At 72.3% G+C, this 25862-nt stretch carries 25 protein-coding genes and 1 pseudogene; 8 read left to right on the top strand and 18 right to left on the bottom strand.

Features of this window, described 5'->3' with window-relative positions:
* The first annotated feature begins 122 nt into the window (after nt 1-122).
* Nucleotides 123-1139 (top strand): LacI family DNA-binding transcriptional regulator, encoded by a 1017-nt coding sequence (locus ABIA35_RS39785; protein WP_370361367.1) that lies wholly within the window; start codon nt 123-125, stop codon nt 1137-1139.
* Nucleotides 1140-1193: 54 nt separating this feature from the next.
* Here ABIA35_RS39785 and ABIA35_RS39780 read toward each other — a convergent pair whose 3' ends face one another.
* Together ABIA35_RS39780 and ABIA35_RS39775 are read right to left on the bottom strand one after the other, a co-directional pair.
* On the bottom strand, nt 1194-1343 hold the full coding sequence (locus tag ABIA35_RS39780; RefSeq protein WP_370361366.1) for a hypothetical protein: 150 nt from the start codon (nt 1341-1343) through the stop codon (nt 1194-1196).
* 258 nt (nt 1344-1601) lie between these two features.
* Entirely contained in the window at nt 1602-3812 is a 2211-nt protein-coding gene (locus ABIA35_RS39775; protein ID WP_370361365.1) for an MMPL family transporter, read from the bottom strand.
* A gap of 263 nt (nt 3813-4075) precedes the next feature.
* On the opposite strand from ABIA35_RS39775, the gene ABIA35_RS39770 reads away from it, so the two are divergent.
* On the top strand, nt 4076-5530 hold the full coding sequence (locus ABIA35_RS39770; RefSeq protein WP_370361364.1) for a histidine kinase: 1455 nt from the start codon (nt 4076-4078) through the stop codon (nt 5528-5530).
* Between the two features lie 8 nt (nt 5531-5538).
* On the top strand, nt 5539-6213 hold the full coding sequence (locus tag ABIA35_RS39765) for a response regulator (protein WP_370361363.1): 675 nt from the start codon (nt 5539-5541) through the stop codon (nt 6211-6213).
* A gap of 59 nt (nt 6214-6272) precedes the next feature.
* Here the strand turns inward: ABIA35_RS39765 and ABIA35_RS39760 are convergent, their stop codons facing one another.
* From ABIA35_RS39760 to ABIA35_RS39750, 3 genes are all read right to left on the bottom strand, one after another.
* Complete coding sequence (locus ABIA35_RS39760; protein ID WP_370334746.1) at nt 6273-7439, bottom strand: alpha-hydroxy-acid oxidizing protein; 1167 nt, start codon at nt 7437-7439, stop codon at nt 6273-6275.
* 166 nt (nt 7440-7605) lie between these two features.
* The gene (locus ABIA35_RS39755; RefSeq protein ID WP_370361362.1) at nt 7606-8352 is read right to left on the bottom strand and encodes an SDR family NAD(P)-dependent oxidoreductase; all 747 of its coding nucleotides are present in this window, start codon (nt 8350-8352) and stop codon (nt 7606-7608) included.
* Between the two features lie 47 nt (nt 8353-8399).
* Entirely contained in the window at nt 8400-9278 is an 879-nt protein-coding gene (locus ABIA35_RS39750; RefSeq protein WP_370361361.1) for an SDR family NAD(P)-dependent oxidoreductase, read from the bottom strand.
* Between the two features lie 107 nt (nt 9279-9385).
* Here ABIA35_RS39750 and ABIA35_RS39745 point away from each other — a divergent pair, with 107 nt between their 5' ends.
* Nucleotides 9386-10051, top strand: coding sequence for a TetR/AcrR family transcriptional regulator (locus ABIA35_RS39745; protein WP_370334752.1), 666 nt, complete (start codon nt 9386-9388; stop codon nt 10049-10051).
* 1 nt (nt 10052) lies between these two features.
* Here the strand turns inward: ABIA35_RS39745 and ABIA35_RS39740 are convergent, their stop codons facing one another.
* Nucleotides 10053-10289, bottom strand: a complete 237-nt coding sequence (locus ABIA35_RS39740; RefSeq protein ID WP_370334754.1) for a hypothetical protein — start codon at nt 10287-10289, stop codon at nt 10053-10055.
* A 202-nt stretch (nt 10290-10491) separates the two neighbouring features.
* Nucleotides 10492-11055 (bottom strand): annotated as a pseudogene (locus tag ABIA35_RS39735) (AAA family ATPase); the annotation flags it as partial.
* Between ABIA35_RS39735 and ABIA35_RS39730 the strand changes: the two are divergent.
* The gene (locus tag ABIA35_RS39730) at nt 11017-11661 is read left to right on the top strand and encodes a MarR family transcriptional regulator (RefSeq protein ID WP_370361404.1); all 645 of its coding nucleotides are present in this window, start codon (nt 11017-11019) and stop codon (nt 11659-11661) included. The pseudogene ABIA35_RS39735 and the gene ABIA35_RS39730 overlap by 39 nt on opposite strands.
* A gap of 343 nt (nt 11662-12004) precedes the next feature.
* Entirely contained in the window at nt 12005-12244 is a 240-nt protein-coding gene (locus ABIA35_RS39725) for a hypothetical protein (RefSeq protein ID WP_370361360.1), read from the top strand.
* A gap of 129 nt (nt 12245-12373) precedes the next feature.
* Here ABIA35_RS39725 and ABIA35_RS39720 read toward each other — a convergent pair whose 3' ends face one another.
* Both ABIA35_RS39720 and ABIA35_RS39715 read right to left on the bottom strand, forming a co-directional pair.
* Entirely contained in the window at nt 12374-12772 is a 399-nt protein-coding gene (locus tag ABIA35_RS39720; protein ID WP_370334758.1) for a VOC family protein, read from the bottom strand.
* Between the two features lie 11 nt (nt 12773-12783).
* Nucleotides 12784-13305, bottom strand: a complete 522-nt coding sequence (locus tag ABIA35_RS39715) for a hypothetical protein (protein WP_370334760.1) — start codon at nt 13303-13305, stop codon at nt 12784-12786.
* Nucleotides 13306-13354: 49 nt separating this feature from the next.
* Here ABIA35_RS39715 and ABIA35_RS39710 point away from each other — a divergent pair, with 49 nt between their 5' ends.
* A complete protein-coding gene (locus ABIA35_RS39710; RefSeq protein ID WP_370361359.1) occupies nt 13355-14467 on the top strand; it encodes an AI-2E family transporter in 1113 nt (370 codons plus the stop codon).
* Between the two features lie 18 nt (nt 14468-14485).
* On the opposite strand, the gene ABIA35_RS39705 is transcribed toward ABIA35_RS39710, so the two are convergent.
* Nucleotides 14486-16189: an NAD-dependent malic enzyme gene (locus tag ABIA35_RS39705; RefSeq protein ID WP_370361358.1), complete on the bottom strand. Its 1704-nt coding sequence runs from the start codon at nt 16187-16189 to the stop codon at nt 14486-14488.
* Between the two features lie 102 nt (nt 16190-16291).
* Between ABIA35_RS39705 and ABIA35_RS39700 the strand changes: the two genes are divergently transcribed.
* Nucleotides 16292-17785, top strand: a complete 1494-nt coding sequence (locus ABIA35_RS39700) for an NAD-dependent succinate-semialdehyde dehydrogenase (RefSeq protein WP_370361357.1) — start codon at nt 16292-16294, stop codon at nt 17783-17785.
* A gap of 45 nt (nt 17786-17830) precedes the next feature.
* Here the strand turns inward: ABIA35_RS39700 and ABIA35_RS39695 are convergent, their stop codons facing one another.
* From ABIA35_RS39695 to ABIA35_RS39660, 8 genes are all read right to left on the bottom strand, one after another.
* Nucleotides 17831-18385, bottom strand: coding sequence for a CGNR zinc finger domain-containing protein (locus ABIA35_RS39695; RefSeq protein ID WP_370334769.1), 555 nt, complete (start codon nt 18383-18385; stop codon nt 17831-17833).
* A gap of 21 nt (nt 18386-18406) precedes the next feature.
* The gene (locus ABIA35_RS39690; RefSeq protein ID WP_370334771.1) at nt 18407-18706 is read right to left on the bottom strand and encodes an adhesin; all 300 of its coding nucleotides are present in this window, start codon (nt 18704-18706) and stop codon (nt 18407-18409) included.
* Nucleotides 18707-18845: 139 nt separating this feature from the next.
* Nucleotides 18846-20387, bottom strand: coding sequence for an FAD-dependent oxidoreductase (locus ABIA35_RS39685; protein WP_370361356.1), 1542 nt, complete (start codon nt 20385-20387; stop codon nt 18846-18848).
* 104 nt (nt 20388-20491) lie between these two features.
* Entirely contained in the window at nt 20492-20617 is a 126-nt protein-coding gene (locus ABIA35_RS39680; RefSeq protein WP_370334775.1) for a hypothetical protein, read from the bottom strand.
* A 162-nt stretch (nt 20618-20779) separates the two neighbouring features.
* On the bottom strand, nt 20780-22822 hold the full coding sequence (locus ABIA35_RS39675) for an ATP-binding protein (protein WP_370361355.1): 2043 nt from the start codon (nt 22820-22822) through the stop codon (nt 20780-20782).
* Complete coding sequence (locus tag ABIA35_RS39670; RefSeq protein ID WP_370361354.1) at nt 22819-23445, bottom strand: DUF4255 domain-containing protein; 627 nt, start codon at nt 23443-23445, stop codon at nt 22819-22821. Before ABIA35_RS39670 ends, ABIA35_RS39675 begins: the two co-directional genes overlap by 4 nt.
* A gap of 139 nt (nt 23446-23584) precedes the next feature.
* Nucleotides 23585-24211: a LuxR C-terminal-related transcriptional regulator gene (locus ABIA35_RS39665; RefSeq protein WP_370334781.1), complete on the bottom strand. Its 627-nt coding sequence runs from the start codon at nt 24209-24211 to the stop codon at nt 23585-23587.
* Between the two features lie 306 nt (nt 24212-24517).
* The gene (locus ABIA35_RS39660) at nt 24518-25849 is read right to left on the bottom strand and encodes a hypothetical protein (RefSeq protein ID WP_370361353.1); all 1332 of its coding nucleotides are present in this window, start codon (nt 25847-25849) and stop codon (nt 24518-24520) included.
* Between the last annotated feature and the right edge of the window lie 13 nt (nt 25850-25862).

The raw sequence follows: 25862 nt of genomic DNA, 5'->3' as shown, positions 1-25862 counted from the left end.
ACCGACGCTTGCGTGCGTTCGCTTGCGCGCTGTGGCTTGCGCGCTGTGCAAAACGTTTTGTAACCTGGCGCCAGTAGGATCGCACCGGTCTGCGAACGTGTCAACGAAGATCGGAGGGCCCAGTGCCGCAGCAGGGCCGCAAACGGCACGTCAGCATCACCGACGTCGCCGCCCGGGCGGGGGTCAGCATCACCACGGTCTCGCACGTGCTGTCCGGGCAGCGGCCGGTGTCGGCGGCGACCACCGCGAAGGTCAAGCAGGTGATCGCAGAGCTCGGCTACGAGCCGAACCGGCTTGCCCGCGGCCTGCGGCTGCGGCGCACCGACACCGTGGCCCTGGTGATCCCCGACATCACGAACCCGTTCTACCCGCAGATCGCACGCGGGCTGCAGAACGTCCTGGGCCCGGCGGGCGTGCAGGTCCTGGTCACCAGTACCGACGCCGACCCGGCGGCCGAGGAGGCGGCGGTCCAGCAGATGATCACCCGCCGCGTCGACGGCCTGGCCTTCGCCGGCTACCAGACCGACCACCGCCGGGTCGCCGCCGCGGCCGAGGTCGGCATCCCGGTGGTCCTGCTCGGCGGCCGCACGACACGCCCCGGCATCGACGTGGTCAGCTCCGACGACGTGGCCGGCGGCGAGATAGCGGCCGAGTACCTCCTGGGCCGCGGCTACACCCGCGTCGCGTTCATCACCGGCGCCGAGCGTGTCGGCGCCCCCGCCAACCGCGTCCTGGGCTACCGCCACGCGCTGCGCGAGGCGGGCATGACGTTCGCGCCCTCGCTGGTGGTCCGCGAGGAGATCAGCCGCGACGGCGGGGCCCGCGCGATGCGGCAGCTGCTGGCGCTGCGCCGGCCGCCGGACGCGGTGCTGTGCACGAACGACATGGTCGCTCTCGGCGCCCTCGACGGCGCGAAGGCGCAAGGGCTGCGAGTACCTCAGGACGTGGCGGTGATGGGCTTCGACGACATCGAGATCGCCGCACTGACCACGCCGGCGCTGACCACGGTGTCGATCCGGCCCCTGGAGCAGGGCGAGGCGATCGGGCGGCTGCTGCTGGGGCGGCTGGACGGATCGGCGCCCCGGGGAGCACAGCGGATCCTGTTCGATCCAGCGGTGGTGCACCGGGATTCGGCGTGAGACCTGCCGACCGCGGGCCGACGGAGCGATGACGGAGCGATGCCGATACGGCTCCTAGAGCGCGAACACGATCAGGAAGAGCAGAGACGCCACCAGCCAGGAGATCACCAGCAGCGGCACCACCGCGGTGACGGCGATGATGGCGGCGAACAGCGGCAAGGACCACCAGTCGGTGCCCAGCCCACCCGACACGCCGGCCGGCACCGCACCGCGGATACTCCGGTTCGGCTCTGATGTTGCGTGTTGCCCCGGATCGGCAGCTACTACCGGGGACCGTTTTCGCCGGGCGAAAGCAGACGAGTCCCGTGGCGGTACACAGCCGCCACGGGACTCACCACATCGGTTGATGCCGGCACTCGGGGGGTGTGTGCCGTCAACCTATGCGAGATAGTAGCAGTGTTCGAAGATGGCGCGGAGGCGGCGATTTGAGTGATGCCACGGCGATCGCCGCCGCCGGCGCCCTCAGCGTCGCGAGGTCGCCCCCGCCGCCCCGTACTCCGGCTCTCCGGCTGCGCCGGGGGCGGCCGGGGTGCGTACCGCGTCGGCGCGGCCGGGCCACCAGGCGGCGTGGCCGACCAGGGCGGTGATGGCCGGGGTGAAGAACATCGACATCACGAAGGCGGCGATCGCGATGCCCGCCGAGATCGCGAAGCCCATCTGGGTCAGCGTCGACTGGCCGGCCAGCATCAGCGAGGCGAAGGAGCCGGCCAGGATCAGGCCCGCCGCGCCGATGGTCGGGCCGGCGTGGCGTACGGCTTCGGCGGCTGCCGCCCGGGGGTCGCGGCCGGCGCGGGCTTCTTCGCGCAGGCGGGTGATCATCAGGATGTTGTAGTCCGTGCCCAGGGCCACCACGAACATGTACATGATGACCGGGAGCATGAAGATCAGGCCGTTGTTGCCGCCGGAGTTCTGGAACAGGAGCACGGTCGCGCCGAGGGTGGCGCCGAAGCCCAGGCCGACCGAGGCCATCAGATACAGCGGTGCCACCATCGAGCGCAGGACCAGGCCGAGAATCAGGGTGATGATGATCGCCGCGACCGGGAACACGACCGCGTAGTCGTGGTTCACCGCCTTGTTGATGTCGACGAAGACCGCCGTGGTCCCGCCGACCAACGCCGAGGTGCCGGCCGGCGCGGCCTGGTGCGCGGTGGTGCGCAGCGGGCCCTTGACCGTGGCGATCGCGGCGGAGGAGGACGGGTCGTGGTTCAGGGTCACCGAGTACAGCGCCACGGTGCCGGTGCCGTTCGGGTACGGCGTGGACACCTGGGCCACGCCCGGGACCTTGGCCAGGGTGCCCTGGTAGGAGTCCAGCTCGGCCTGGGTGAGCTTGGCACCGTCGGTCGACTGGAGCATCACCTGGCTGGGCATGGTGGCGCCGGCCGAGGAGGCGTCCTGCAGGTTCTTCTGCCACACCGTGGACTCCGAGCTCTTGGCGGTGGAACCGCTGGAGAGGTCGAAGGTCGGACGGAAGCTGAAGGCGGCGATCGCCAGGGCGGCCATGACGATGCCGGAGACCGCGGCGAAGCGGGCGGGGTGCCGTCCCATGGCGCCGCCGATCGCCTTGAAGCGCGCGCCGCGCGGCTCGACCTTCCAGGCCTTGGACGGCCAGAAGACGCGGGTGCCCAGCAGCGACACCACCGAGGGGATCAGGGTCAGGCCGGCGACCAGGGTGACCGCGACGGCGATGGCCAGGGCCGGGCCCAGGGAGCGGAACAGGCCCAGGGTGGACAGGGTGAGGGCCATGAAGGAGACGATCACCGCGCCGCCGGCGGAGACGATCGCCTCGCCGGCCCGGGTGACCGCGCCGGCCACGGCCTGCTTCGGGGTGTCCCCGGCCCGCAGGCGTTCGCGGTAGCGGAACATGAAGAACAGGATGTAGTCGGTGCCGACGCCGAACAGCACCACGATCAGCATCGAGGTGACCGAGCTGTCGGTCTTCAGGTCGAAGGCCTTGCTGGCCCAGGCGATCAGGCCGTCGGCGATCTGGGAGACCACGCCGATGGTGATGATCGGCAGCAGCGCGACCACCGGGCTGCGGAAGATGATCAGCAGCAGCACCAGGATCAGGCCGATGGTGGCCACGCCGATCAGCGCCTCGGCCTTGTTGCCGGAGGACTGGGAGTCCAGGGTCTGCGCGGCGGTGCCGGTGATGCCGCCCTTCAGGCTGGTGCCGCCCAGGTCCGACTGCAACTGGACGCGCAGCGCCTTGACCGCGTCGGTCTGCGCCTTGAGCTGCGGGTCGTTGTCGGTGGGCATCTGCACGCCGATGGTCTGCAGCGCCTTGTTCGGCGCGGGCTGGCCGACCTGCAGCGCCGTGACGTCGGGGATGTGCGCGGCCTGGAGCTTGGCGCCCAGGGCGGTGATCGCCGCGGAGTCGGCGTCGGTGAGCGCGGCGCCGTCGGCGCGTTCCAGCACGATCATCGCGGCCGGCGCGGCGGCCTGCGGGAAGGCCGATTCCTGCAGGTTCAAGGCCTGCACCGACTCGTAGTGGCTCGGCAGGAAGCTGGCCTCGTCGGTGGTGGTGGCCAGCTTCGGCGCGAAGCCGACGACCGCGACCGCGACCACCACCCACGCCGCGATCACCCGCCACGGATGGTGCGCGACCCAGCGGCCCAGAGCGGGGAAGAAACCCCGTTCGGCGGTCCCGCCGCCCTCCAGCACAGCTTCCTTCATCGTCCTTGTTTCCTCTCCACGCCAGGCGCCGGGACGCGGCTCCGTATAGCCGCTGGGAGCCGACGCATGCGGCCGGGCCCGGGATTCGAGCCTAGGGAGGGGGAAAGCGCCGATCGCCGTCCCCGAGTGCCGGATTCGCCCGGACGTGTGGCACCGCGGTACCGGGGCCGGCCCATCCTCAAGGCGGACGACGCCTGCTCGCGGGTTCGACTATCGTCGTGCTTCGGGCCAGCTCATCGGCCATCCGGAGGTGACGGAGAACCATGGCGGACCTCCTGGTGAGGCACGACAGCGCGACGATCGCGGCGACAGCGACAGTAGCGACCGCGACGACAGCAGCGACGACAGCGAGCGTGACGGCGGCGACAGGCACGCCGGTCGCGGCGGCCGATCCGGTGCTGGACCCCTCAGCGGCGCCCAGGCCGGCCGGATCGGCGGGACCCGTGGGATCGGCAGGACCGATCGGATCCGCCGGACCGATCGGCCCCGGCTTCGAATGGCCGCGGGCGGCGCGCCGGGTCCAGGCCGCCTTCCGCGGGCACCCCTACCGGCAGGACGTGGTCCTGGCCCTGGGGATCTTCCTGCTCACGCTGCTGCCGACGCAGGCCGGCCAGGGCTCGGAGCTCCTGCACGCCTCCCCGCTGCTGGTCGTCACCTCCGTGGTGTCGGCCGCGGCGCTGATCTGGCGGCGTCCGGCGCCGGTGGCCATGTACTCGGTGGTGCTCGTCTCCTGCACCGTGGAGTGGGCCGCCGCCCTGAGCTCGGCCAGCGACATCAGCTGGATGGTCTGCCTGTACACGGTGGCCAGATACCGCTCGATGACCATCCTGCGGGTGGCGCTGGCGGCGATCGTGCCGAGCCTGGTGGTGCTGGTGTGGCGGATGGCGCCGGTGCAGGGCCCGATCCTGGTCTCGCTGTTCTTCCTGGCCACCGGGATCGTGGCCAGCGCGGCGCTGGGCCTGATGGCCCGGGAGCGGCAGGCGCAGCTGGCGGCGCTGGCCGAGCGCGCGATCCACGCCGAGCAGCAGCGCGAGCAGCGGGCCCGGCTGGCCGTGCTGGCCGAGCGGGCCCGGTTCTCCCGGGAGACACACGACATCGTCGGGCACAGCCTGGCGGTGATCATCGGGCTGTCCGACGGCGGCGCGCGCCAGGTCCAGGCGCATCCGGACCGGGGCCGGGAGGTGTTCGAGCTGATCGCGGAGACCAGCCGGCAGTCGCTGGCCGACCTGCGGCGCACGCTGGGTGCGCTGCGTGAGGACCGCAGCCTCGACGAGGAGGCGTTCGCTCCGCAGCCCGGGGTGGCCGACATCTCGGATCTGCTGGAGCGCACGCGTTCGGCCGGGCCCCGGGTGTCGTGCCGGGTCACCGGGGAGACCGCGGCCCTGCCGCGCAGTCTTCAGTCGGCGATCTATCGGATCGTGCAGGAGTCGCTGACCAACAGCCTCAAGCACGCCGGGCCCGACACCAGCGTCGACGTGGTGATCGAGGCGGATGCGGAGGCGTTGCGGATGAGTGTGGCCGACAGCGGTCCGGCAAGGTCGGCGGGTCATGCGGGTCATGCGGGGCATGCGGGCCCGGCGCGGTCTGGCGGGCAGGGCCTGACCGGAGTGCGGGAGCGCGCGGCACTGGCCGGCGGCCGGGCCGAGGCCGGCCCGAACGAGGCCGGCGGCTGGACGGTCGCCGCCCGGTTCCCGCTGGTGCCGGCCGGGCAGGCGTGAGCGCGGCGATGACCAGTGTCCTGATCGTCGACGACCAGCCGTTGCAGCGCATGGGTTTCCGCATGGTGCTGGAGACCGAGCCCGGCGTGAGCGTGGCCGGGGAGGCCGAGAACGGGATCGAGGCCGTGCGCCGCACCGCGGAGCTGTCCCCGGACGTGGTCCTGATGGACATCCGCATGCCGGGCATGGACGGGATCGAGGCGACGCGGCGGATCACGGCCTCCGGCGGACGCTCGCGGGTCCTGGTGCTCACCACGTTCGACCTCGACGAGTACGTCTACGCCGCGTTGCAGGCCGGGGCCAGCGGATTCCTGCTGAAGGACGCCCGCCCGGACGAGCTGCTGGCCGGGATCCGGGCGGTCGCGGTCGGCGACGCGGTGGTGGCCCCGGCGCTGACCCGGCGGCTGCTGGCCAGTTTCGCCAAGGCGATGCCCGGGGCCGCCGGGGCCGGGCGCCAGGCCGCCGACGACCCGCGGCTGAGCGCCCTGACCGAGCGGGAGCTGGAAGTGCTGCGGGTGGTGGCGGCCGGGCTGACGAACACCGAGATCGCGCAGAAGCTGCATCTGTCCGAGTCCACGGTGAAGACGCACGTCAGCCGGGCCATGGCGAAGATCGGCGCGCGCGACCGGGTGCAGGCGGTGATCATCGCCTACGACGTCGGGCTGGTGGATCCGCGCGGCTGAGGCGGCGCCGGGCTGCCCGATGGCTGGGCTACCCGATAGCTGGCCACCCGACAGCCGGCCTACCCGGCAACCGTGCGCAGCGCCTCGGGCGTCAGGTCGGCCAGGCGCGGGTAGCCGTCGACGGCCATCAACAGGTCCGCCTCGGCCAGCAGGGCGCGCAGCACGTGCACCAGCCCGTCGAGGCCGCCGAGCGCCAGGCCGTACAGGTAGGGGCGGCCGACCGCGACCGCGCTGGCGCCCAGGGCCAGGGCCTTGACGACGTCCGTCCCGCTGCGCACGCCGGAGTCGAAGATCACCGGCAGCCCGTCGGCGGCGGCGACCACCTCGGGCAGCGCGTCCAGGGCGGCCAGGCCGCCGTTGGCCTGCCGGCCGCCGTGGTTGGAGCAGTAGACGCCGTCCACTCCCCCGTCGCGCGCCCGCCGCACGTCCTCCGGGTGGCACAGACCCTTGACGATCAGCGGCAGCGTGGTGAGCGAGCGCAGCCAGGGCAAGTCGTCCCAGGTCAGAGGATTGCCGAAGACCCCGGCCCAGTGGAACACGGCCCCGCCCGGATCCTCCTCCGGCGTCTTGGCCAGCGCGGCCCGGAAGACGGGATCGCCGGTGTAGTTGGCCAGACAGTGCCCGCGCAGCTGCGGGAAGTTGGACGTGGACAGGTCCCGCGGCCGCCAGCCGGTGACCCAGGTGTCCAGCGTGACCACGATCCCCTTGAACCCGGCGGCCTCGGCCCGGCTCACCAGGCTCGCGGCCAGGTCCCGGTCGGTGGGCGTGTAGAGCTGGAAGAACCCGGGCGTCTCGCCGAACTCGGCGGCGACCTGCTCCATCGGATCCACCGACAGCGTCGAGGCGATCATCGGCACGCCGGTCTTCGCGGCGGCCCGCGCCGCCACCAGGTCGCCGTGCCCGTCCTGGCAACACAGGCCGAGCACCCCGACCGGCGCCATCATCAGCGGCGAGGGCAGCGTCAGGCCGAACATCGAGACCGACAGGTCACGCTGTGCGGCGCCGACGAACATCCGCGGGACGAGCGCGTGGCGCAGGAAGGCGGTGACGTTGGCCCGCTGGGTGTGCTCGTCCCCGGCCCCGCCTGCGACGTAGGACCACACCGACGGAGCCATCGCGGCTTGCGCGCCGGCTTCCCAGCCCTCGTAGGTCATCGGGAAGCGCGGCACCACCCCTCGGAGTCCGTCGAAGTAGATCTCGTACTGATACGCGCCGAAGTCCGGCATCCGCTGTCAGCCTTCTTCCTGGTTGTCCGTGTCCTACGCAGGTATGCCCGCCGGTGAATTCGGCAGGCATCCTACGACCGTAGGCCTGGCGGCGCGCGGAGGTGAGGGTCGGAATGACGACTTGCTTCGGGTGGCGCGGGTCCGTGTGGCGCCGAGTGCCGGGCGCTCAGGCCAGGAACCCGCCGTCGACGGCCAGATGGCTGCCGTTGATGTAGGAAGCATCGTCGGAGAGCAGGAACGCGACCGCGGTGGCGATCTCGCGGCCGGTGCCCATCCGCCGCAGCGGGATGCCGGTGTCCGCGACCTTCTGGGCGCCCTCGGGGTTGCCCTGGGTCATCTCGGTGTCGATGACGCCCGGCTGGAGTTCGTTGACCCGGATGCCCCGGGGGCCGAACTCGATCGCGGCGGATCGGGTCAGGCCGCGGATCCCGTGCTTGGCGCTGGAGTACTCGGGAGTGGGGCCGCCGCGGTCGGCGAAGACGCTGGAGATGTTGACGACGGCGCCGCCGCCGGACTCCAGGATCGCCGGGGTCTCGTACTTGAGGCCGTAGAACAGGCTGTTGAGGTCGATGTCGATGGTGCGGTGCCACTGCTCGACGGTCATCTCGGGCAGGGGGACGAAGTGGCCGGAGACCCCGGCGTTGTTCACGGCGCAGTGCAGGCCGCCGAACGCCTCGACGGTGCGGGCGACCGCGCGCTCGACGTCCTCGGGGCGGCTGACGTCGCCGGGGACCGCCAGGGCCCGGCCGCCGGCGGCGGTGATCTCGGCGACGACCTCGTCGAGCTTGGCCGCGCGCCGTCCCACGACCGTGACGGCGGCGCCCCGTTCGGCGAGCAGGATCGCGGTGGCGCGCCCCATGCCCGAGCCCGCGCCGGTGACGAGGGCGACCTTGTCGGTGAACTGCTGCTGCATGTCCTTCTCCTCAGTTCTTGTCCATCAGCCCTGTTCGTCGATCGCTGTTACCGCTGCGCCCCGGGCAGGTCCACCGGATACTCGGCGCCGGCGTCCGCCGAACTCGACACGCCCTGCCACGCGCCGGCCTCGGCGATCTGGGCCCGGGAGTAGTCCAGGGCCAGCTGCACCGCCCCGGCCCCCAGCACGAGGTGGCTGGGCACGTTGCCGGCGTGCGCGATGCGCACCAGGATCGCGGCGGCGCGGTCCGGGTCGCCGACCTGCGTGGTGCCGCCGCGCAGCCGGTCCGACATCTTCCCGACGGTGTCGAGGTACTCCTGGGGGATCTCGGCGCCGCCCATCGAGGATACGGCCCAGTCGGTCGCGAACCCGCCGGGCTCGACCGTCAGGTAGCGGATGCCGAACGGCGCGGTCTCGGTGGCCAGGACCCGGGTCAGGCCGTCGACGGCGAACTTGGCCGCCTGGTACGAGCCGAGCCCGGGGGTGCCGCCGACCCGGCCGCCGACAGAGGAGAACTGGATCACCAGGCCCGAGCCCTGCTTCCTCAGCAGCGGGAGCGCGGCCTTCGAGACGTTGTAGACGCCCCAGAAGTTGGTGTCGAACTGGCGCCGGAAGTCGGCTTCGGCGGTGGTCTCCACCGGCGAGAGGTCGGCGTATCCGGCGTTGTTGACGACGACGTCGATCCGCCCGAACCGCTCGGCACCGGCGGCCAGCGCGGCCTGCGCGGCGGCCGGGTCGGTGACGTCGAGCGCCACCGGGAGGACCCGGTCGCCGTACTCGGCGACCAGTTCGGCGAGCTGTTCGGGCTTGCGGGCGGTGGCCACGACGCGGTCGCCGGCCTTCAGCGCGGCGGCGGCCAGAGCGCGGCCGAAGCCGCGGGAGGAGCCGGTGATGAGCCAGGTGCTGGGGTTCGTCTGCGTGTTCATGGCTCTACTACAACACGGTTTCGTTATTAGTGCAACCTCGTTGCACTAGCCCTCGCCCTGACCGCCCGGCGGCGCTACCTGGTTGCGCAAGGGCGTAAACTGGAGCCGTGACCGATTTCGAGTTCGAACGGGCCCGGACCCCCGAGGCCAAGCGCGCGCGGCAGCAGGCGATCATGGACACCGCCGCCCGGCTCGCCGCCGAGCAGGGCGTGCGGGAGGTCACGATGAGCGCCATCGCCGACGCCGTCGGCATGCACAAGTCGGCGATCCTGCGGTACTTCGAGACGCGCGAGGACGTGTTCCTCCAACTCGCCGCCGACGCCTGGACCGAGTGGCTGGCCGCGGTGCACGAGCTGTTCGACAAGCCCGCCCCCGACGGCGGCGGAGCGTGGAACGCGCAGGAGATCGCCGCCACCCTCGCCCGCTCGCTCACCGACCGGCCGCTGTTCTGCGACCTGCTCGCGCACACCCCGCTCAACCTGGAACGCAACGTCTCGACCGAGCGGATCCGGGAGTTCAAGACCGTCGCCACGGGCGCGACCACGCAGGTCGGCGTTCTCCTGTGCACCCTCACGCCGCTGCGGCTGGACCAGGCGCGCAGCGTGGTGACGGTCGCGACGGCGATGGCCGGGGCGCTGTGGCAGATGGCCGCGCCGACCACGAACCTCCGCGCGTTCTACGAGTCCGACCCCGCCCTGTCCCACTCGGTGGTGGACGTCGAGCCGCGGCTGACGGACATCATCAGCGCACTGATCACGGGCTACGCCGCCTGACTCACCCCACCAGACCGCCGGCCAGCCACACGGCTGGCCGCTCGCCGACGTAGATGAAGACGACGCACGCCGGATACTCCTCGTCGGGGTCGCCGGTCGGCACGTAGGTGTAGATCCAACCGTCGACCTCGCGCTCGATCCCGTCCCGCAGCGCCCTCACGGTGAGCCTCTCGCCGTCGAGCGGACCGCCCCTCAGGACGGCGTTCGGCTGGTCGTTTCCCCGCTGATCAGAGGCCATGGGTCAAGTGTCGCCCAGCAGGTGGGAATGCGCCTCAGCTCATGTCCATGGCGACGGCGATGGCGGTGCCCTGAGCGGCGCCGGCGATGGTGGTGGCCAGGATGCCGGGGGTGAGGTAGGCGAGGTAGGCGAGGTAGGCGGCGCGGTTGCCGCCGAGGCCGGCGCTCAGGGTGCCGCCGAGGACGTAGACGAACGTGGCGGTGGTGTCGGTGTCGGTCAGGGTGAGGAAGACGTCGTCGAGGTCGGGGGTGTGCACCATGAGCCCGGCGACGTCAGCACCCTGCGCGTCGAGGCGGTCCAGCAGGGTCCTGAGCGTCCGGACGACGCCGGCCTCGGAGATCTGGACAGTCAGCGCGTCCTGGTCGGCGAAGCTCACCGTGATGTGGCCGCCGGGGATCAGGTGCTTGAGTTCCTCCGGGGTGCCCTCGGCGACCAGCGTGCCCCGGCTCAGCAGCGCGACGCGGTCGGCGAGTTGGTCGGCGTCCTCCAGGTACTGCGTGGTCAGCAAGACGGTGACGCCGTCGTTCGCGACCAGGTCCTTCACCGTCCGCCACAGGTCGCGGCGGCTGCGGGGGTCCAGGCCTGCGGTGGGTTCGTCCAGGAAGATCAGGCGGGGCCCGCCGACCATCGTCATGGCCAGGTCCAGGCGGCGGCGCAGTCCTCCGGAGTAGGCGGCGGCGGGTTTGCGGGCGACGTCGGCCAGGTCGAAGGGCTCTCCTATGCCGAGATCGCCCGGCGCCTGGGCCGGACCACGTCGACCGTCAGCCGGGAGATCGGCCGCAACGGCGGTCCGGCCGGGTACCGGGCCGAGCTCGCGCACCGCGCGACGGAGCGGCGTGCACGGCGCCGGACCCCGACCGCCGCCAGCGCAGCCGCCGCCAACGCCACCGCCGGAGCCGGAGCCAGGACCGGACTCGGCGAGGCCGAAGCCAGGGCCGCCCAGGACGGCACCGTGGAGATGGCCGTCGGCATGGGCCTGCCGAAGATGATGGCCAGGGTCCTGATCGCGCTGTGGCTCAGCGCGGACGGCCGGCTCGCCGCCGCGGAGCTGACCCGGGAGTTGGGGGTCAGTCCCGCGTCCGTCTCGGCGGCGGTCGGGTATCTGACCGCTCAACGGCTGATCCGGCGCGAGGCTCAGGGGCGCCGGGACGTGTACGTGGTCGACGCCGACGCCTGGTACCACTCGATCGTCGCCGGCGCGGAGCAGACGCTGCACGCGGCGCGGGTCGCGAAGGAGTCCGCCGAACAGCTCGGGCCCGACACGCCGGTGGGGGTCCGGCTGGCCAAGGGCGGGGCGTTCCTGGAGCGGACCAGCCTGGACGCTTTGGAGTCGGCGGAGCGGTGGCGCGGCCTGCTGGCGGACGTCGCCTGAATGGCCGAACAGCCGGCGGCGCGGCCGGAGCCGGCCCGGCTCCGGGACCCGCGCCCGGCGCCGAGCCGCGGGTGTCGGCGCTGCCAGCCCGAGATCCCGGCCGGGACGGCCGCGCGCGCCGGCGTTTTCACTGGTCCCCCTTGTGTCGCAGTTGTCACCGAACGTTCTTCCGGTGGCGGCGCGGGCGTTTACGTCGCAGAATCCGGGGCATCCGGTCGCGATCAGTTCTGTGTCGCCCATGGCCAGTGTGACGAGGCGGTGGTGGATGATGTTCGGCCCGGCAACGTGGCGCCGTTATCGTGCGGCGAGGCAGAAGGCGGCTTGTGAGCGCCTGCTGCAGGAGTTGAGCGGTCGGGCGCTGGTCCGCGAAGCCGAGGACCTCGTCGAGACGGTGTGGATCGAGGGGCTGGACCGGGCCGAGCACGCCGACCCGACCGTGCGCCTGATCCTGGAGCGCGAGCGGGCCGCCTTCGTGCGCGCCGCGCGCCGTCGCGCGACCGAGGCGGACAAGGACCAGCAGCGGATGGCGGCGGCCACCGCGGAGATGGTCCTGCTGACCCGGACCGGTTCGCAGGGTGAATGAGTCCTCGGCCGCGGGTGCGGACGCGGCCGAAGGCTGAGATCAGGGCTGGATCATTCCGACGATCATCGGATCACTGGATCAATCGCTGGATCGCTGGATCGCTGGATCGCTGCTGGATCGGTCCGCCGATCAGACGTCGGACTCCAGGGCGAAGGTGTTTCCGTCCGGATCCCGGAACCAGGCGATCCGTCCTCCCCCGGCCCGTCCGGTGATGCCCCGCTCGTCGTGCTCGAACTGCTCGTAGCGGGTGAACTCGACTCCGGAGGCGGTGAGCTCGCCGACGATCGTGTCCAGGTCGTCCACGTACCAGACCGCCAGCGTGGCCTCGGTGGTCCCGGCAGTGGAGGACTGGTAGACGTTCAGCGCTGGCCCGCCCGCGGAGCCGTAGATGCGGCTGCCGTCGGTGATGTGGGCGCTGGGCGCGGACCGGATGAGCGGGAGCCCCAGCTTGCCCTCGTAGAACGCCGCTGCCCGGCGGATGTCGGAGACGGCGACCGAGGTGCGGAGTTCGTACGCGCTCAGAGGCATGGATCACCTTCTCACAGGACGAAGTCCGTGACGTGGTCCTTGGTCAGCAACACGTCCAGGCCGGCGAAGCCCAGGCCCGCGACGTAGTCCACCGGCACGGCGACGTGCTTGCGGTGCCAGAAGTGGCCGGCGGCCAGCAGGACGTGCGTGACCGCCTCGTCCTCGGTGCGCACCACCAGCCCCAGGACGCGGCCGGCGTCGCCGTCCAGCGCGGAGATGTGGTCGCCGCGCCGGATCCTGGTCTGGGCGTCGGGCACGGCGCGCATCACCGCCGGGCGTGTCGCGCCGCGCACCGGCGTGGCGGGCAGCTGGTCGAAGGAGGCCTTGTCGCAGTCCAGCACGATGTTGCCGTAGGCCGTGAGGCCGGCCAGCTCCGGCGGGACCAGGCGCGCGGCGCCGTCGGCCAGAGAACAGACGACCAGGCTGGTCAGGCGCGGAAGGTCCGGCTCGACGACGAATTGCAGCAACTCTCCGCAATCGGCATCGGAGCAGTAGACCTTGCTGCCGAATTCGTAGCTCGCGGTTACGCTCATTTCGGGCACTCCTAGCCCCACCTCCGAATATACGGGCCGGTGGACCTTGGTGAAACGCATTCGGCCCTCGCAGGCCACCATGGTCCGGTCCCGGGCCGTGGCGGGGTCGCGCGGCGCGAGAGGCCGGGACGCGGAGGCGTCCCGGTCCTGGGTGCGCGTCGGCTTCGGGCTGGGCGTGGGCCTTCTGATGGCCTACGCGCTGGGGCAGGCGCTGCTGCAATCGGCGCAGATCCTGACGCTGGTACTGCTGGCCCTGTTCGCGGCGGTCAGCCTGGATCCGGTCGTGGCCGCACTCCAGCGGGTGCGGGTGCCGCGCGGGCTGGCCGTGGTGGTGGTCGTGCTGAGCGTGGCGGCGCTGGCCGCGCTGTTCGTGGCGCTGGTGATCCCCCCGGTGAGCCGGGAGATCGACCAGCTCACCAAACAGATCCCGATCTGGCTGCAGGACCTGCACAACCACAACTCCGCCCTGGGCCGGATCGAGGACCGCTACCACGTGGTGGAGAAGGTCAAGCAGCAGCTGGCCTCCGGGGGCCTGGGCGCCAAGCTCGCCTCCGGCGTGCTCGGGGCCGGCAAGATCCTGCTCGGCCTGCTGACCGGCGCCGTCATCGTGATCACCCTGACCATCTACTTCATGATCGGACTGCCCTCGATCGAGGACTTCGGGCTGCGCATGGTGGCGGCCAGCCGGCGCGCGCGGACCCGGGACCTGACCGACCAGATCATGCGCCAGGTCGGGCGCTTCATGCTGGCGAACCTGGCGACCTCGGCGATCGCCGGCCTCGCCACCTCGGCGTGGTGCTGGGCACTGGGCATCCCCTACGGGGCCCTGCTGGGCTTCTTCGTGGCGATCATGGACCTGATCCCGATCATCGGCTCGACGATCGGCGGGGTGGTGGTCTCGCTGGTGGCGCTGAGCGTGTCGCTGCCGGCGGCGATCGCCACGGCCCTGTTCTACACCGGGTTCCGGTTCCTGGAGGACCACCTGACCACGCCGCTGACCATGAAGTACGTGGTGCGCCTGCACCCGGTCGCGACGCTGATCGCGGTGCTGATCGGCGGGACGCTGCTGGGGATCGTGGGCGCGCTGGTGGCGGTGCCCGCGGCGGCGGCGGTGGGCTTGGTGCTGGACGAGGTGGTGTTTCCGGCGCGGGACCGGGCGTGAGGAAAACCTGCCCTCCGCTCAGCCCGCGACGATGTCCGGATACACCGGCTCCCACATGGCGTCCCGCACCCGCGCCTCGATGTCGTCGCCGACCTCGATCCCGGCCACACCGCCCTCGGCGGCGGCCCGCGCCACCGCGACGGCGACCGCGACGGAGGTCTCGCGCAGCCGCGGCACCGGCGGCAGGATCGGCGCGCCGGGCGTGTCGGTGTCCACGCGCCCGGCCACGGCGGCGGCCGCGGCGGCGAGCATGGCGTCGGTGACCCGGCCGGCGCGCGCGACGATGGCGCCCAGGCCCAGGCCCGGGAAGACCAGCGCGTTGTTCGCCTGCGCGATCTGGTAGGTGGTCCCGTCGTACTCGACCGGGTCGAAGGGGCTGCCGGTGGCGATCAGCGCCCGGCCGGCGGTCCAGGCCAGCAGGTCGGCCGGAGCGGCTTCGGCCAGGTCGGTCGGGTTGGACATCGGCAGGATGAGGGGCCGGTCGGTGTGCTCGGCCATGGCGCGCACGACCTGCTCGGTGAAGGCCCCGCCGCGCCCGGAGGTGCCGATCAGGATGGTCGGGTGGACCCGCTCCACGACCTCGGCCAGGCTCACCCCGCCCCGGTCGGCGTCGTGGGCCCAGTCCGCGCTCTCGGCGGCGGGCCGGGCATAGCGGGTCTGGAAGTCCCGCAGCGAGTCCTGGTCGTCGGTCAGCAGGCCGTAGCGGTCCACGCACCAGATGCGCGCCGTCGCGTCCTGCTGCGACAGGCCGTCCGAGCACAGGGCGGCGCGCAGGTCGTCGGCGATGCCGATGCCGGCACTGCCCGCGCCGAAGACCACGATGCGGTGCTCGCGCAGCGGCCGGCCGCCGGCCTTCACCCCGGCCAGGACCGCCGCCAGGGTCACCGCCCCGGTGCCCTGGATGTCGTCGTTGAAGGTGAAGACCTTGTCGCGGTAGCGGTCCAGGATGCGGTGGGCGTTCGCCGTGCCGAAGTCCTCCCAGTGCAGCAGCGCGTGCGGGAAGAGCCGGCCGGCGGTCTGGACGTAGGCGTCGATGAAGGCGTCGTAGGTCTCGGTGTCCACGCGCGGATGCCGGTTGCCCAGGTAGCCGGGATCGTCCAGCAGCGTCTGGCGGTTGGTGCCGACGTCGAGCATGACCGGCAGCACGCGCGCCGGGTCGATGCCGGCGGCCGCGGTGTAGACGACCAGCTTGCCGACCGCGATGTCGACGCCGCCCACGCCCCAGTCGCCGATGCCCAGGATCGCCTCCCCGTCGGTGGCCACGATCAGGTCCACGTCCTCGGGGCCCAGGCCCGCGGCGGACAGCGAGCGCTCGATGTCCTGCGGGGCGTTCACGTTCAGATAGACGCCGTGCGGCCGCCGGTACTCGGCGTTGTAGTGCTCGATCGCGGTGCCCACGGTCGGGGTGTAGACGATCGGCAGGATCTCGGCCAGATGATCGGTGACCAGGCGGTAGAACAGGACTTCGTTGCGGTCGCGCAGGCTGCTCAGGGAGACGTACTTCTCCAGATTCGTCGGCGAGGACCGGAACTGCTCATAGACGCGCGCGGCCTGCTGGTCCTGGGTGACGACCGCCTGCGGCAGCAGCCCGATCAGGCCCAGGACCTGGCGCTCGGCGAGGGTGAAGGCGGTGCCGCGGTTCAGGCGCGCGTCGGTCAGGACGGCGCGGCCGCGGGCCGTGGTGCGTACGGTCGGGCCGGTCGGGCCGGTCGGGTTCGTCACCGTCCCAGGATCGGCCCGGCGCCGTGCGCAGTGCAACGTCCTGGGACGCCGTTCGGGCCCACGGGGGTTGTGGGGCGCGGGCAAGCGTGGTCGGCTGGCAGGGTGACTGCGACGATCTCCCCGGACCAGGAACGCCGGCTTCTGGACTCCGTGCCCACCGGACTGCTCATCGACGGCCAATGGCGCCCCGCCTCCGACGGCGGCACCCTCGACGTCCACGACCCCTCCACCGGCGAGCTGCTGCTGACGATCGCCAGCGCGTCGGCCGACGACGGACAGGCCGCGCTCGGCGCGGCGCACGCCGCCCAGGCCTCCTGGGCGCGGTCGGCGCCGCGCGAGCGGGCGGAGATCCTGCGCAAGGCGTTCGAACTGGTCACGGCGCGAACCGAGGACTTCGCGCTGCTGATGACCCTGGAGATGGGCAAGCCCCTGACCGACTCCCGCGCCGAGGTCGCCTACGGCGCGGAGTTCCTGCGCTGGTTCTCGGAGCAGACCAACCGCGTGGCCGGCCGCTACCAGACGGCACCGGACGGCAAGTCGCGCCTGCTGGTCGCCAAGCGGCCGGTCGGTCCCAGTCTGCTGATCACCCCGTGGAACTTCCCCCTGGCCATGGGCACCCGCAAGATCGGCCCCGCACTGGCCGCGGGCTGCACGATCGTGTTCAAGCCCGCCGCCCTCACGCCCCTGACATCGCTGCTGCTGGCCCAGACCCTGATCGAGGCCGGCGTCCCCGACGGCGTGATCAACGTGATCCCGACCCGCCACGCCGGCGCCGTCACCGGCCCCCTGATCCGCGACCCCCGCCTGCGCAAGCTCTCCTTCACCGGCTCCACCGAAGTCGGACGCCGCCTCATCGCGGACTCCGCCGAGCAGGTCCTGCGCGTGTCGATGGAACTCGGCGGCAACGCCCCGCTGATCGTCTTCGCCGACGCCGACCTGGACCGCGCCGTCGACGGCGCCATGCTCGCCAAGCTCCGCAACGGCGGCGAGGCCTGCACGGCGGCCAACCGCATCCTGGTCGAAAGCCCCGTCGCCGAAGCCTTCGCCGACCGACTCACCAGCCGCTTCCGCGAACACACCCTCGGCCGCGGCACCCTGCCGGACGTCAAGATCGGCCCCCTGGTCGACGAGGAGACCCGCACCAAGGTCGAACGCCTGGTCGAGGCGGCAGTGGACAGCGGCGCCAAGGTCCGCACCGGCGGCCGCAAGGTCCCCGGCGCGGGCTACTTCTACGAGCCGACAGTCTTGACCGACATCCCCGCCGACGCCGAGATCCTGCGCGAGGAGATCTTCGGCCCGGTCGCCCCCATCATCACCTTCGACACCGAGGACGAGGCCGTCGAGCTGGCGAACGCGACGGAGTACGGCCTGGTCGCCTACGCCTTCACGAAGGACCTGAACCGAGGCCTGCGCCTGGTGGAACGCCTCGACGCCGGCATGATCGGACTGAACACGGGCATCGTGTCGAACCCGGCGGCGCCCTTTGGCGGCGTGAAGCAGTCGGGGATCGGACGCGAGGGCGGGCTGGAGGGGATCGAGGAGTATTTGGAGACGCGGTACGTGGGGATCGCGGATCCGTTCGCCGACGGGGCTTAGGGCCCCGACCCCGCGGCGGGGGTCTGTTCCGGGTCCCCCGCCGCCCTAGACGTCCCCCCGCCGACGCGCCCGATACGCCGCCACATTCGCCCGCGTGGCACACCGGTCCGAGCAGTACCGCCGCGAACTGTTCGTCGTCGTGTCCACGAACACCGCCCGGCACGGCAGCGCGTCGCACAGCCCCAGCCGCTCCGGCCCGCGCTCGGCGATCGTGTACGCCAGCCCGAACGCCGCGCCGGTCACGTAGGAGCGCGCCGGGCCGTGCGGCTCCGCGGTCTCCTCGGTGAGGTGCAGGTGCCAGTCGCCTTCGGTGTGGTCGCTGATGGCGGCCGAGACGGGGAAGTCGGACAGCAGCTTGTTCAGGGCGTCGGTGGCGCGCTCGGGGCTGCCGGTGGCCGCGAGTTCGAACACGCGCCGCAGCCGGGGCCGGGCCTCGCGCAGTTCCTCCAGGCCCGCCTCGGCCACGGTGGAGGACACGTGCCAGCCCTGCGGGAGCAGGCGGCAGACGTCGTCGCCGCACTGGAGGCGGTCGTGGCCGGTCCCGTGGTCGTCCGTGTTCACCAGGGCCACGGCCCGGTCGGCGTAGGTGAGGAGCTTCATGCCGCTGTCCCCCGGGCCCCCTTAGATCCCCGGCCCCACCACGAACTTCACACTCCCGTCCACATCCACCGTCGCGTCCAGCTCCCGCCCGTCCAGCACCGTGGCGGCCGTGCTCTCCAAGAAGATCCGCGCCGGCCCGGACTCCACGACCTGGTCCCCGGCGTCGGGCCCGGTGGCCAGCACCGCCGAGAACTGGTCCTGGTTGCCGTTCAGGCTCGGGTCGGCCGCGACGATGCGCAGCCCGGCGGTCTCCGATGGCAGCTCGGAGTTCGATGTCAGGACCTGAATGGCCGCCGCGGCCCGATCGGTGAGAGACAACACGACATCCTCCAGGTGCTGGACGGGAAACGCTCCATGGATCCATGGGTTTCCCCTTGGTTACCCGATCACAGGCAGCCAAACGTCCGCGCGAGGAGTTACGTGCGTGGCATTCAATACCCGTGTGGCAGTCAGGGAACCATCACTCCGCAGCCGCCATCGCCAGATAGGCCCGCGCCGGCGCCAAAGGCTCGGCCGCCGGCCCCTGCAACAACGCCCCGTCTGTGGCGAACCGCGAACCGTGGCACGGGCACTCCCACGTCTTCTCCGCATCGTTGAACCCCACAGTGCATCCCGAATGCGGACACAGCGCCGACACCATGTGCAGCAACCCGCTGTCGTCCCGGAACGCGGCACAATGCTCGCCGCCGACGTCCACCACCGCGCCGTCACCCGGCCGGATCGCGTCGAGCGCGTCCCGCTCGTCCGGCTCGATGCGGTGCCGCACCACCGAGCGCGCCGGACCGCTCCAGGCCCCTTCCGGCCGCGGCCTCCGGTCCAGCCGCTCCGGGGCGAAGGCGGCCGTCCACGGCGCGGGCCGCGTGCCCCGGATCCCGGCGGTGATCAGCCGCCCGGCCAGCACCGCGGCCGTCGCGTCCCATCCCGCCGAGCCGGTCGCGATCCACAGGCACTGCCGCCCCGGGGTCGCCGAGGCGCGCCCGATCAGCGGCAGGTGGTCGTCTGTCTCGTAGTCCTGGGCCGACCAGCGGTACTCGGCCTCGCCGAGCCCGACGTTCGCCGCGGCCCACGCCGCCAGCCGCGCGAAGCGCTCCCGGACACCGCCGGAGCCGGCCTCGTACCGCTCCCCGGACACCATCACCAGCCGCCGCTCACCGTCCAACGGCGCGCTGCGGACCGACATCCCGGACTCCCCCACCGCCGCGTACATCCCCTGCGGCGCCCGCTCGGCCGGCACCGCCCCGGCCAGCAGCAGCTCGCGCCGGGGCCGCAGCGCGCGCCGCACCGCGTCGGAGGCGGTGATCGGGTACCCGGTGGCGACGACGACGTGCTCGGCGGCGACCGAGGCGCCGCTGTCGGTCATGACGACGCAGGGATCGCCCACGTCCACGGTCACGACCCGGCTGTGTTCGTACACCGCCGAGCCGAGCCGCAGGAGGTCCTGGGCGATGGCCGTGAGCAGCTGGTACGGGTGGAACTGGATCTGCTCGTCGACATACAGCGCGCCGGCCGCCGCGAACAGCGGGCGCGCGCCGGTTCCGACGCCGGTCCCGTACACGGCCGGCACCCCGGCGCCGTGTGCGGCGGCCAGTTCCTCGTGCAGCGTGGGCAGGCTGTGTTCGTCGGCGGCGTACAGGTACGCGGTGCGCCGTTCCAGTCCGCAGTCGACGCCGAGCAGCTCGGCCGCCTGGGCGATGCGTTCCACCGCCTGCGTCTGGGCCTCGGCGTAGGAGCGCGCGGCTTCGGCGCCGGCGACGTCGGTGATCCGGCTGTGGGCCAGCGCCTGGAGCACCGAGCCACGGCCGGCGCCGCCGCCCTTGGCCGCCTCGGCGACCCGGCCGGCTTCCAGCAGGGCCACGCGGCGGCCGGTCCGCGCCAGCTCCCACGCCGTCCACAACCCGGCGGCCCCGCCGCCGATGACCGCCACGTCGGCGCGGCCCCGGCCGTCCAGGTTCGGGTAGCCGGTCGTGCCGCCGCTCATCGTCCAGTAAGCCTCGTCGGTCATTGACGCCGGGTAACCGGCGTGAAGAGCTTGAAACGCCCTTCACCCACATAGCGCCAACCCTCCGCCGACCGTCCGCCAACCGTCCGGCGGAGGGCCGGGGACGCTCAGCGGCGCCGCAGAGCGTCCACGCTCACGACCATGAGCAGGAGCGTGATGATGACGAGCATGGCGTTGCCGGCCTGGATGGCCCCCACCATGAGCAGTCCACCGGCGATGAAAACCATTACCATGAGGCCCGAGGGTCGTCCTCTTGACGCTGCCACGGCGGCCTCCTTCCGGTCGAGACCGACAGGTGCACATCCTGTCGAGTACGACCCTAACCGCGGAGCGTTCGAAGCACTGTTCGTCTGTTGCCAAGCCCGGATCCGGCTGAGGTAAGGCTGTCCTCAATCTCAGAACTCGAGCCCCACCAGGTCCTCCTCCGAGAGCCGCCCCATCTTCCGGTACTCCCGCCGCGCGCCGGCGAGCAGGTCCTCGGCGCCCACCGGCCGGCCCCCGGCCGCGGCCAGGTAGGCCGCGGTGGTGGCGGCGGCCCGGATGGCGCCGCCGGCCAGCTCGAAGCGGTCGGCGACCGGGTCCAGGGCCGTGCCGTCGGCGACGTCGGGGTCCACCGGGACGGGCCCGGCCAGGCAGCGCCGCCACAGGGCCTTGCGCAGCGCGGCATCCGGGAACGGGAAGTCGACGATCAGGTCGAAGCGGCGGGTGAAGGCGTCGTCGATGTTGGCCCGCAGGTTGGTGGTCAGCAGGGCGACGCCGTTGAAGGATTCCAGGCGCTGCAACAGATACGCGCTCTCCATGTTGGCGTAGCGGTCGTGCGCGTCCTTGGTCTCCGAGCGTTTGCCGAACACCGCGTCGGCCTCGTCGAACAGGATGACCGCGTCCACCCGGTCGGCCTCGGCGAACAGCCGCTCCAGGTTCTTCTCGGTCTCCCCGACGTACTTGTCCACCAGGGCACTGAGTTCGACCACGTACAAGTCCAGGCCCAGCTCGCCGGCGACCACCTCGGCCGCGAGCGTCTTGCCGGTCCCGGACTCCCCCGCGAACAGCGCCGCGACCCCGCGGCCCCGGCCGCCGCCCGGGCGCAGGCCCCAGGCGCCCAGGACCCGGTCGCGGTTGCGGACCCGGTCCACCAGCTCGCGCAGCCGCTCGCCCTCGGTCTCGGGCAGGACCAGGTCCGGCCAGCCGACGGCGGGCTCCACATGCCGCACCCCCGGGCCCATGCCGCGGGCGTTCTCCTGCCGGGCGGCGCGGCGGATGTGGTTCGCGTCCGGCTGCCGGCCTTCCAGCGCGGCCAGTGCCCGGGCCGTCCCGGCGGCGCGGGCGATCCCGGTGGCGGTCAGCCGGAACGGGGCGATCGTCGCCTCCAGGTCGGTGTCCGGAGCGATCGGGCCGAGCTCGGCACGCCAGCGCGCGCTCCACTCCGGCGAGCCGCCGGCCGGGGACTGCACGTCCACCACCAGCGGACGCACCGGCCAGCCGCCGGATTCCCGCCGCACCTCGCCGACCAGCAGGACCGGGATCCGGTCGGTGCACAGCGGTCCGGGGTCGGCCGGCTCGGGCAGGAACACCACCAGCCCGGCGCCGCGCAGCCGGGCCTCACGGACCAGCGCGGGCACGATCTCCGCGGCGCGGGAAAGGATCTGCTCGGTCAGCGTGATCCGCAGCGCCGGACGGCCGGCCGCGGCGAACAGCGCCAGCGCGACCGCGTCGGCGCTGCCTTTGCGGTGCTCGCGCAGCTGGATCAGCGCCGGGCCGGCGCGCAGCAGCTCCACCAGGCCCGGGCGGCGTTCGAGCTCGGCGCGCGTGGCGGCATCCGGTTCGGCCGCGGTGAGGTCGTCAACAGTCTGAATCAGTCCGTGCAGGACGTCGTCAGGCGTGTCATCGCCCAGCAGATGGGCCACGACGCGATCCGGCACGCGCAACGCCCGCGACAACAACGGACGCTCGGCGTCTTCCAGCTCCAGCAGTCCGCCCTCGATCAGCGGTGCCCCGCTGCCGAACCGGGCTCGCGCCGCCGGATCCCAAGCGGTGTAGCCGCACAGCTCCAGCGCCAGACCGACCGTGGCGCGCCGCCGGGTCACGTCGTCGTTCAGATAGCCGTAGCAGGACTCGAAGACCCGATCCAGATCCGGAGCCAGGGCCAGGACCAATACCGCGACATCGAACTCCGACAGCGCGAAGATCTCGGCGAGTCCGGCCAGCCGCGGCCATCGCCCCGCTTCGACCGCGACGGCTGCCTGGCCGGAATCAGTACCCAGACTCCCGGCTTCCAGCAGCCAGCCGATGTGGTCCTCCGACAGCCGCAGGCCGCGGAACGGGTCCCCGGCGCCGGGATCGGTCGCGGACCGCTGGTCGATCAGGGCTCGTATCTGCTCGGCGAGCAGGTCCAGGCAGTTCCTGGCGGCGATCGCGTCGGGCGGCAGCGTGCCGCTCATCGCTCGATCTTCCCGTAGCGGCGCAGCCGCAGCGGCGCCTCGGCCTCCGGCTCGTCCAGCCGGTGGCTGCGAAGCCCTGCGCCCTCGGTGACGGCCGGCCCGACCGGGAGCTCCGGTCCCACCGGGTACGGCGCGGTGATCACCAGGTCCAGGGAGGGCTTGAGGTCGCCGCCGAGGGCCGACCAGATGTCGGCCAGGGAGCGGGTCTCGGTCGGCGGGACGGCCGCCGTCATCGGGATCTGCAGACCCAGGGCCGCCAGTTGGCCGGAGCCCTCGGGGATGGGCAGCGTGTCCCGCCCGAGCAGACATCCCAGGACCACGGCCAGCAGCCGGTGTTCGTCCTCAGCCCGCTTCGTCCAGGCGGTGACCAGATAGGACAAGCGGAAGTAGCGCGGGGGGTGGCGGCGGCGTACGACGATGCCGCGCTCGTCCCGGACCGAGAACACGCCGCGTTCACGGCGCGTGAGGTCCTCGCGGATGTCGTAGAGGTAGGCGTCGACCGTGGGGCTGTTCCGGCGCGCGGCCCAGTCCCGGGTGGGCGCGTCGAAGGCGATCTCCACGCCCTTGTCGGGCAGGGAGGAACGCAGCAGGCTGCGCAGCGCCTCGTCGATTTCGGGGATCAAGCTCGGTTCTCTTCCACTGTCGCTGGCGTACCTACACGTCGCCACCTCATCGTCGTGCCCTTATCGCGGCCCCTGCCAGGTGCGCCGGTACGGCATGGCGGGCACGGCGCGATGTCCGCACGGGCAGCGCGGGCCGCCCTCAGGTCCAGCGCAGGTAGCCCTCGCGGGCGGCGTGCGCGACGACGTGGGCCCGGTTGCGCAACTCCAGCCGCGTCATCACGTCGTGCAGCACGCCTTTGATGGTGCGCTCGGAATAGCAGAGCTTCGCGGCGATCTCCTTGGTCTCCATGCCCTCGGACACCAGACGGATGACGTCCACCTCGCGGCTGGACAGCCCCATCGGCAGCGCCTCGGTGCCCGACCCGCGCGCCCGCCGGGCCCGGCCGACCTCGCCGAGCAGTCCGCCGAGCAGGTCCGCCGGCAGGTCCCCGGCGCCGCGGTCGACCAGCTGTACCGCGCGCACCAGGCGGTCGGCGGTGGCCTCGCGGCGCCAGACCACGGCGGTCACGCCGAGCTCGACCACCTCCAGCAGCTGCGCCTTGTTCATCCGGCTCACCACCAGCACGGTGTACGCGGGCTTGGGCGCGGCCTGGGGCCCGGCGTCCAGCAGCTCGCCGGCGTCGTCGGCGCACATCACGATCAGCGGGTCGCAGCCCGGGCCGTCCTCGGCCAGCAGCTCGATCTCGCTGCGGTGGTCGAGCAGGTTCACGATGCCGGCGCGCAGCACCGGATCGGCGGCCATCACCACGGTCTGGACACGGCGCACAGGTCCGTCCCCCCTCAGCCTCGCCGGCCGGGGTGTTCTGGGTGTTCTCAAGGGCCGGGGCGGCGGCGCCGCCGCCAAAAGAACATCACGGCATCGGGGAGGAAACCAACGGACCTCAACGGAAAACCACGCGAGCGTCCACGCGGACATCCGCCCATTGATCGAAAACGACCAGGCGAGGGGGGAATTCGGCGGAAGTCCGCCGGACGCTGAGAATGCTGAGGTTGACGCCGACGGGACTGGGTCCCCGGGCCCGTCGGCCGTGAATGCCAGGGTTCTTCGATCGGGGACCCTCCCCCGCGCGTATCAGTGGCGGGTATAGAACTCCAACTCCGTCAGCGCCGTCTCCACAGCCTTGGCCGGATCGGCGGCGGTGGGCGGGTAGGAGGAGGTGATGGTGAAGACCACCTGGCGGATGTCGTCGCCGCGCAGTTGAAACTTCTGGAAGCCGGGCTGGTCGTCCAAGGTGATGGTCTTCTTGGTCGGAGCGCCCTTGCCCGGGATCGGGATCAGCTCGACGTCGATGGTCTCCGGCGAGCCCTGGGCCCCGAAGGTGTCCGTCGCGGTTCCGGCGCCCGGCGTGATGCCCACGTCCAGCAGGTTCTCCGGCTGGGAGAAGGTCGCGGTCACGCTGATGCCGTTGGTGTTCTGCGGCGAGAACCCGCTGCCCCACCAGGTGTCGGAGTAGGTGTCGTGCAGCAGCTTCGGCGGGTGGTCCGGGTCCTGGTGCGAGGCCGTGATGGTCCAGTTGGAGACCTCGTTCGGCTTGGCGAAGTGGTCCCGGACGTTGGTGGAGACCGGCGAGTACTCCTTGACCACGACGACGACCACCACGACCACCACGACGACCCACACCACCGGCCGGATCGCCTGCCCCGGCCCGCGCCGCAGCCGGGGACGCTGGCCGGCGAACGGCAGCGGCCGGTTGCGCCAGAAGAAGATCAGGCGGCGCCACCACGACGGGCGCTTGGCCTCCACCGGAGCGTACGCCAGGCGCTGGCCGCACTTGCGGCAGAAGTGCCGCTCGGGCGGGTTGCGCGTGGCGCACCACTGACACTCGATGCCCGCGTCGAGGGCTTCGAGCCCCTCGGCGTCCTTGCGCTGCGGGACGATCGGGTCGGGCACGCCCGGCAGCACCGGTGCGATCCGCTCCGAGGCCGTCGGGTCGGCCACCGGTACGAGCAGGGCACGGGCCCGTTCGGACCGTTCGGCCTGCTTGGCCCGTTCAGCAAGCTCGGCCAGGGCTTTCTCGCGCGCGGCACGCTCCGCCTCGCCCTGATCCGCCTGACCCTGATCTGCCGGGCCCTGATCCGCCCCGCCCTTATCAGCCTCAGCCCCGGCCGGCTCGGCGAGCGGCGCGGTGTCGGACTCCTCGGCGACCGGCTGTGGTCCGAACCCGGAACCGCGCCGGGAATCAGAGGCCTGCTTGGGGATGGAGGCGGACCTCGGCTCGGCCGCGGGTTCGGCCGACAGCGCCGTGCCGGCCGCGGGCGACTCCTCGAAGGCCGCCGCGGCGCCCGCGCCGACCGCCGCCGGCCGGGGCCGGCTCAGCGCCGCGCCGCAGCTGTCGCAGAAGGCCTCCCGCTGGTCGCGCGCGCCGCAGTCGGGGCAGGTCAGCTCACTGAGATCGGTGGACATCGGGGCGCAACGC

Origin of the sequence: Catenulispora sp. MAP12-49, from assembly GCF_041262705.1 — a bacterium.
Classification (GTDB): domain Bacteria; phylum Actinomycetota; class Actinomycetes; order Streptomycetales; family Catenulisporaceae; genus Catenulispora.
The sequence above is the reverse complement of the archived record's forward strand: the minus strand, read 5'-3'. Positions and strand labels throughout refer to the sequence as shown.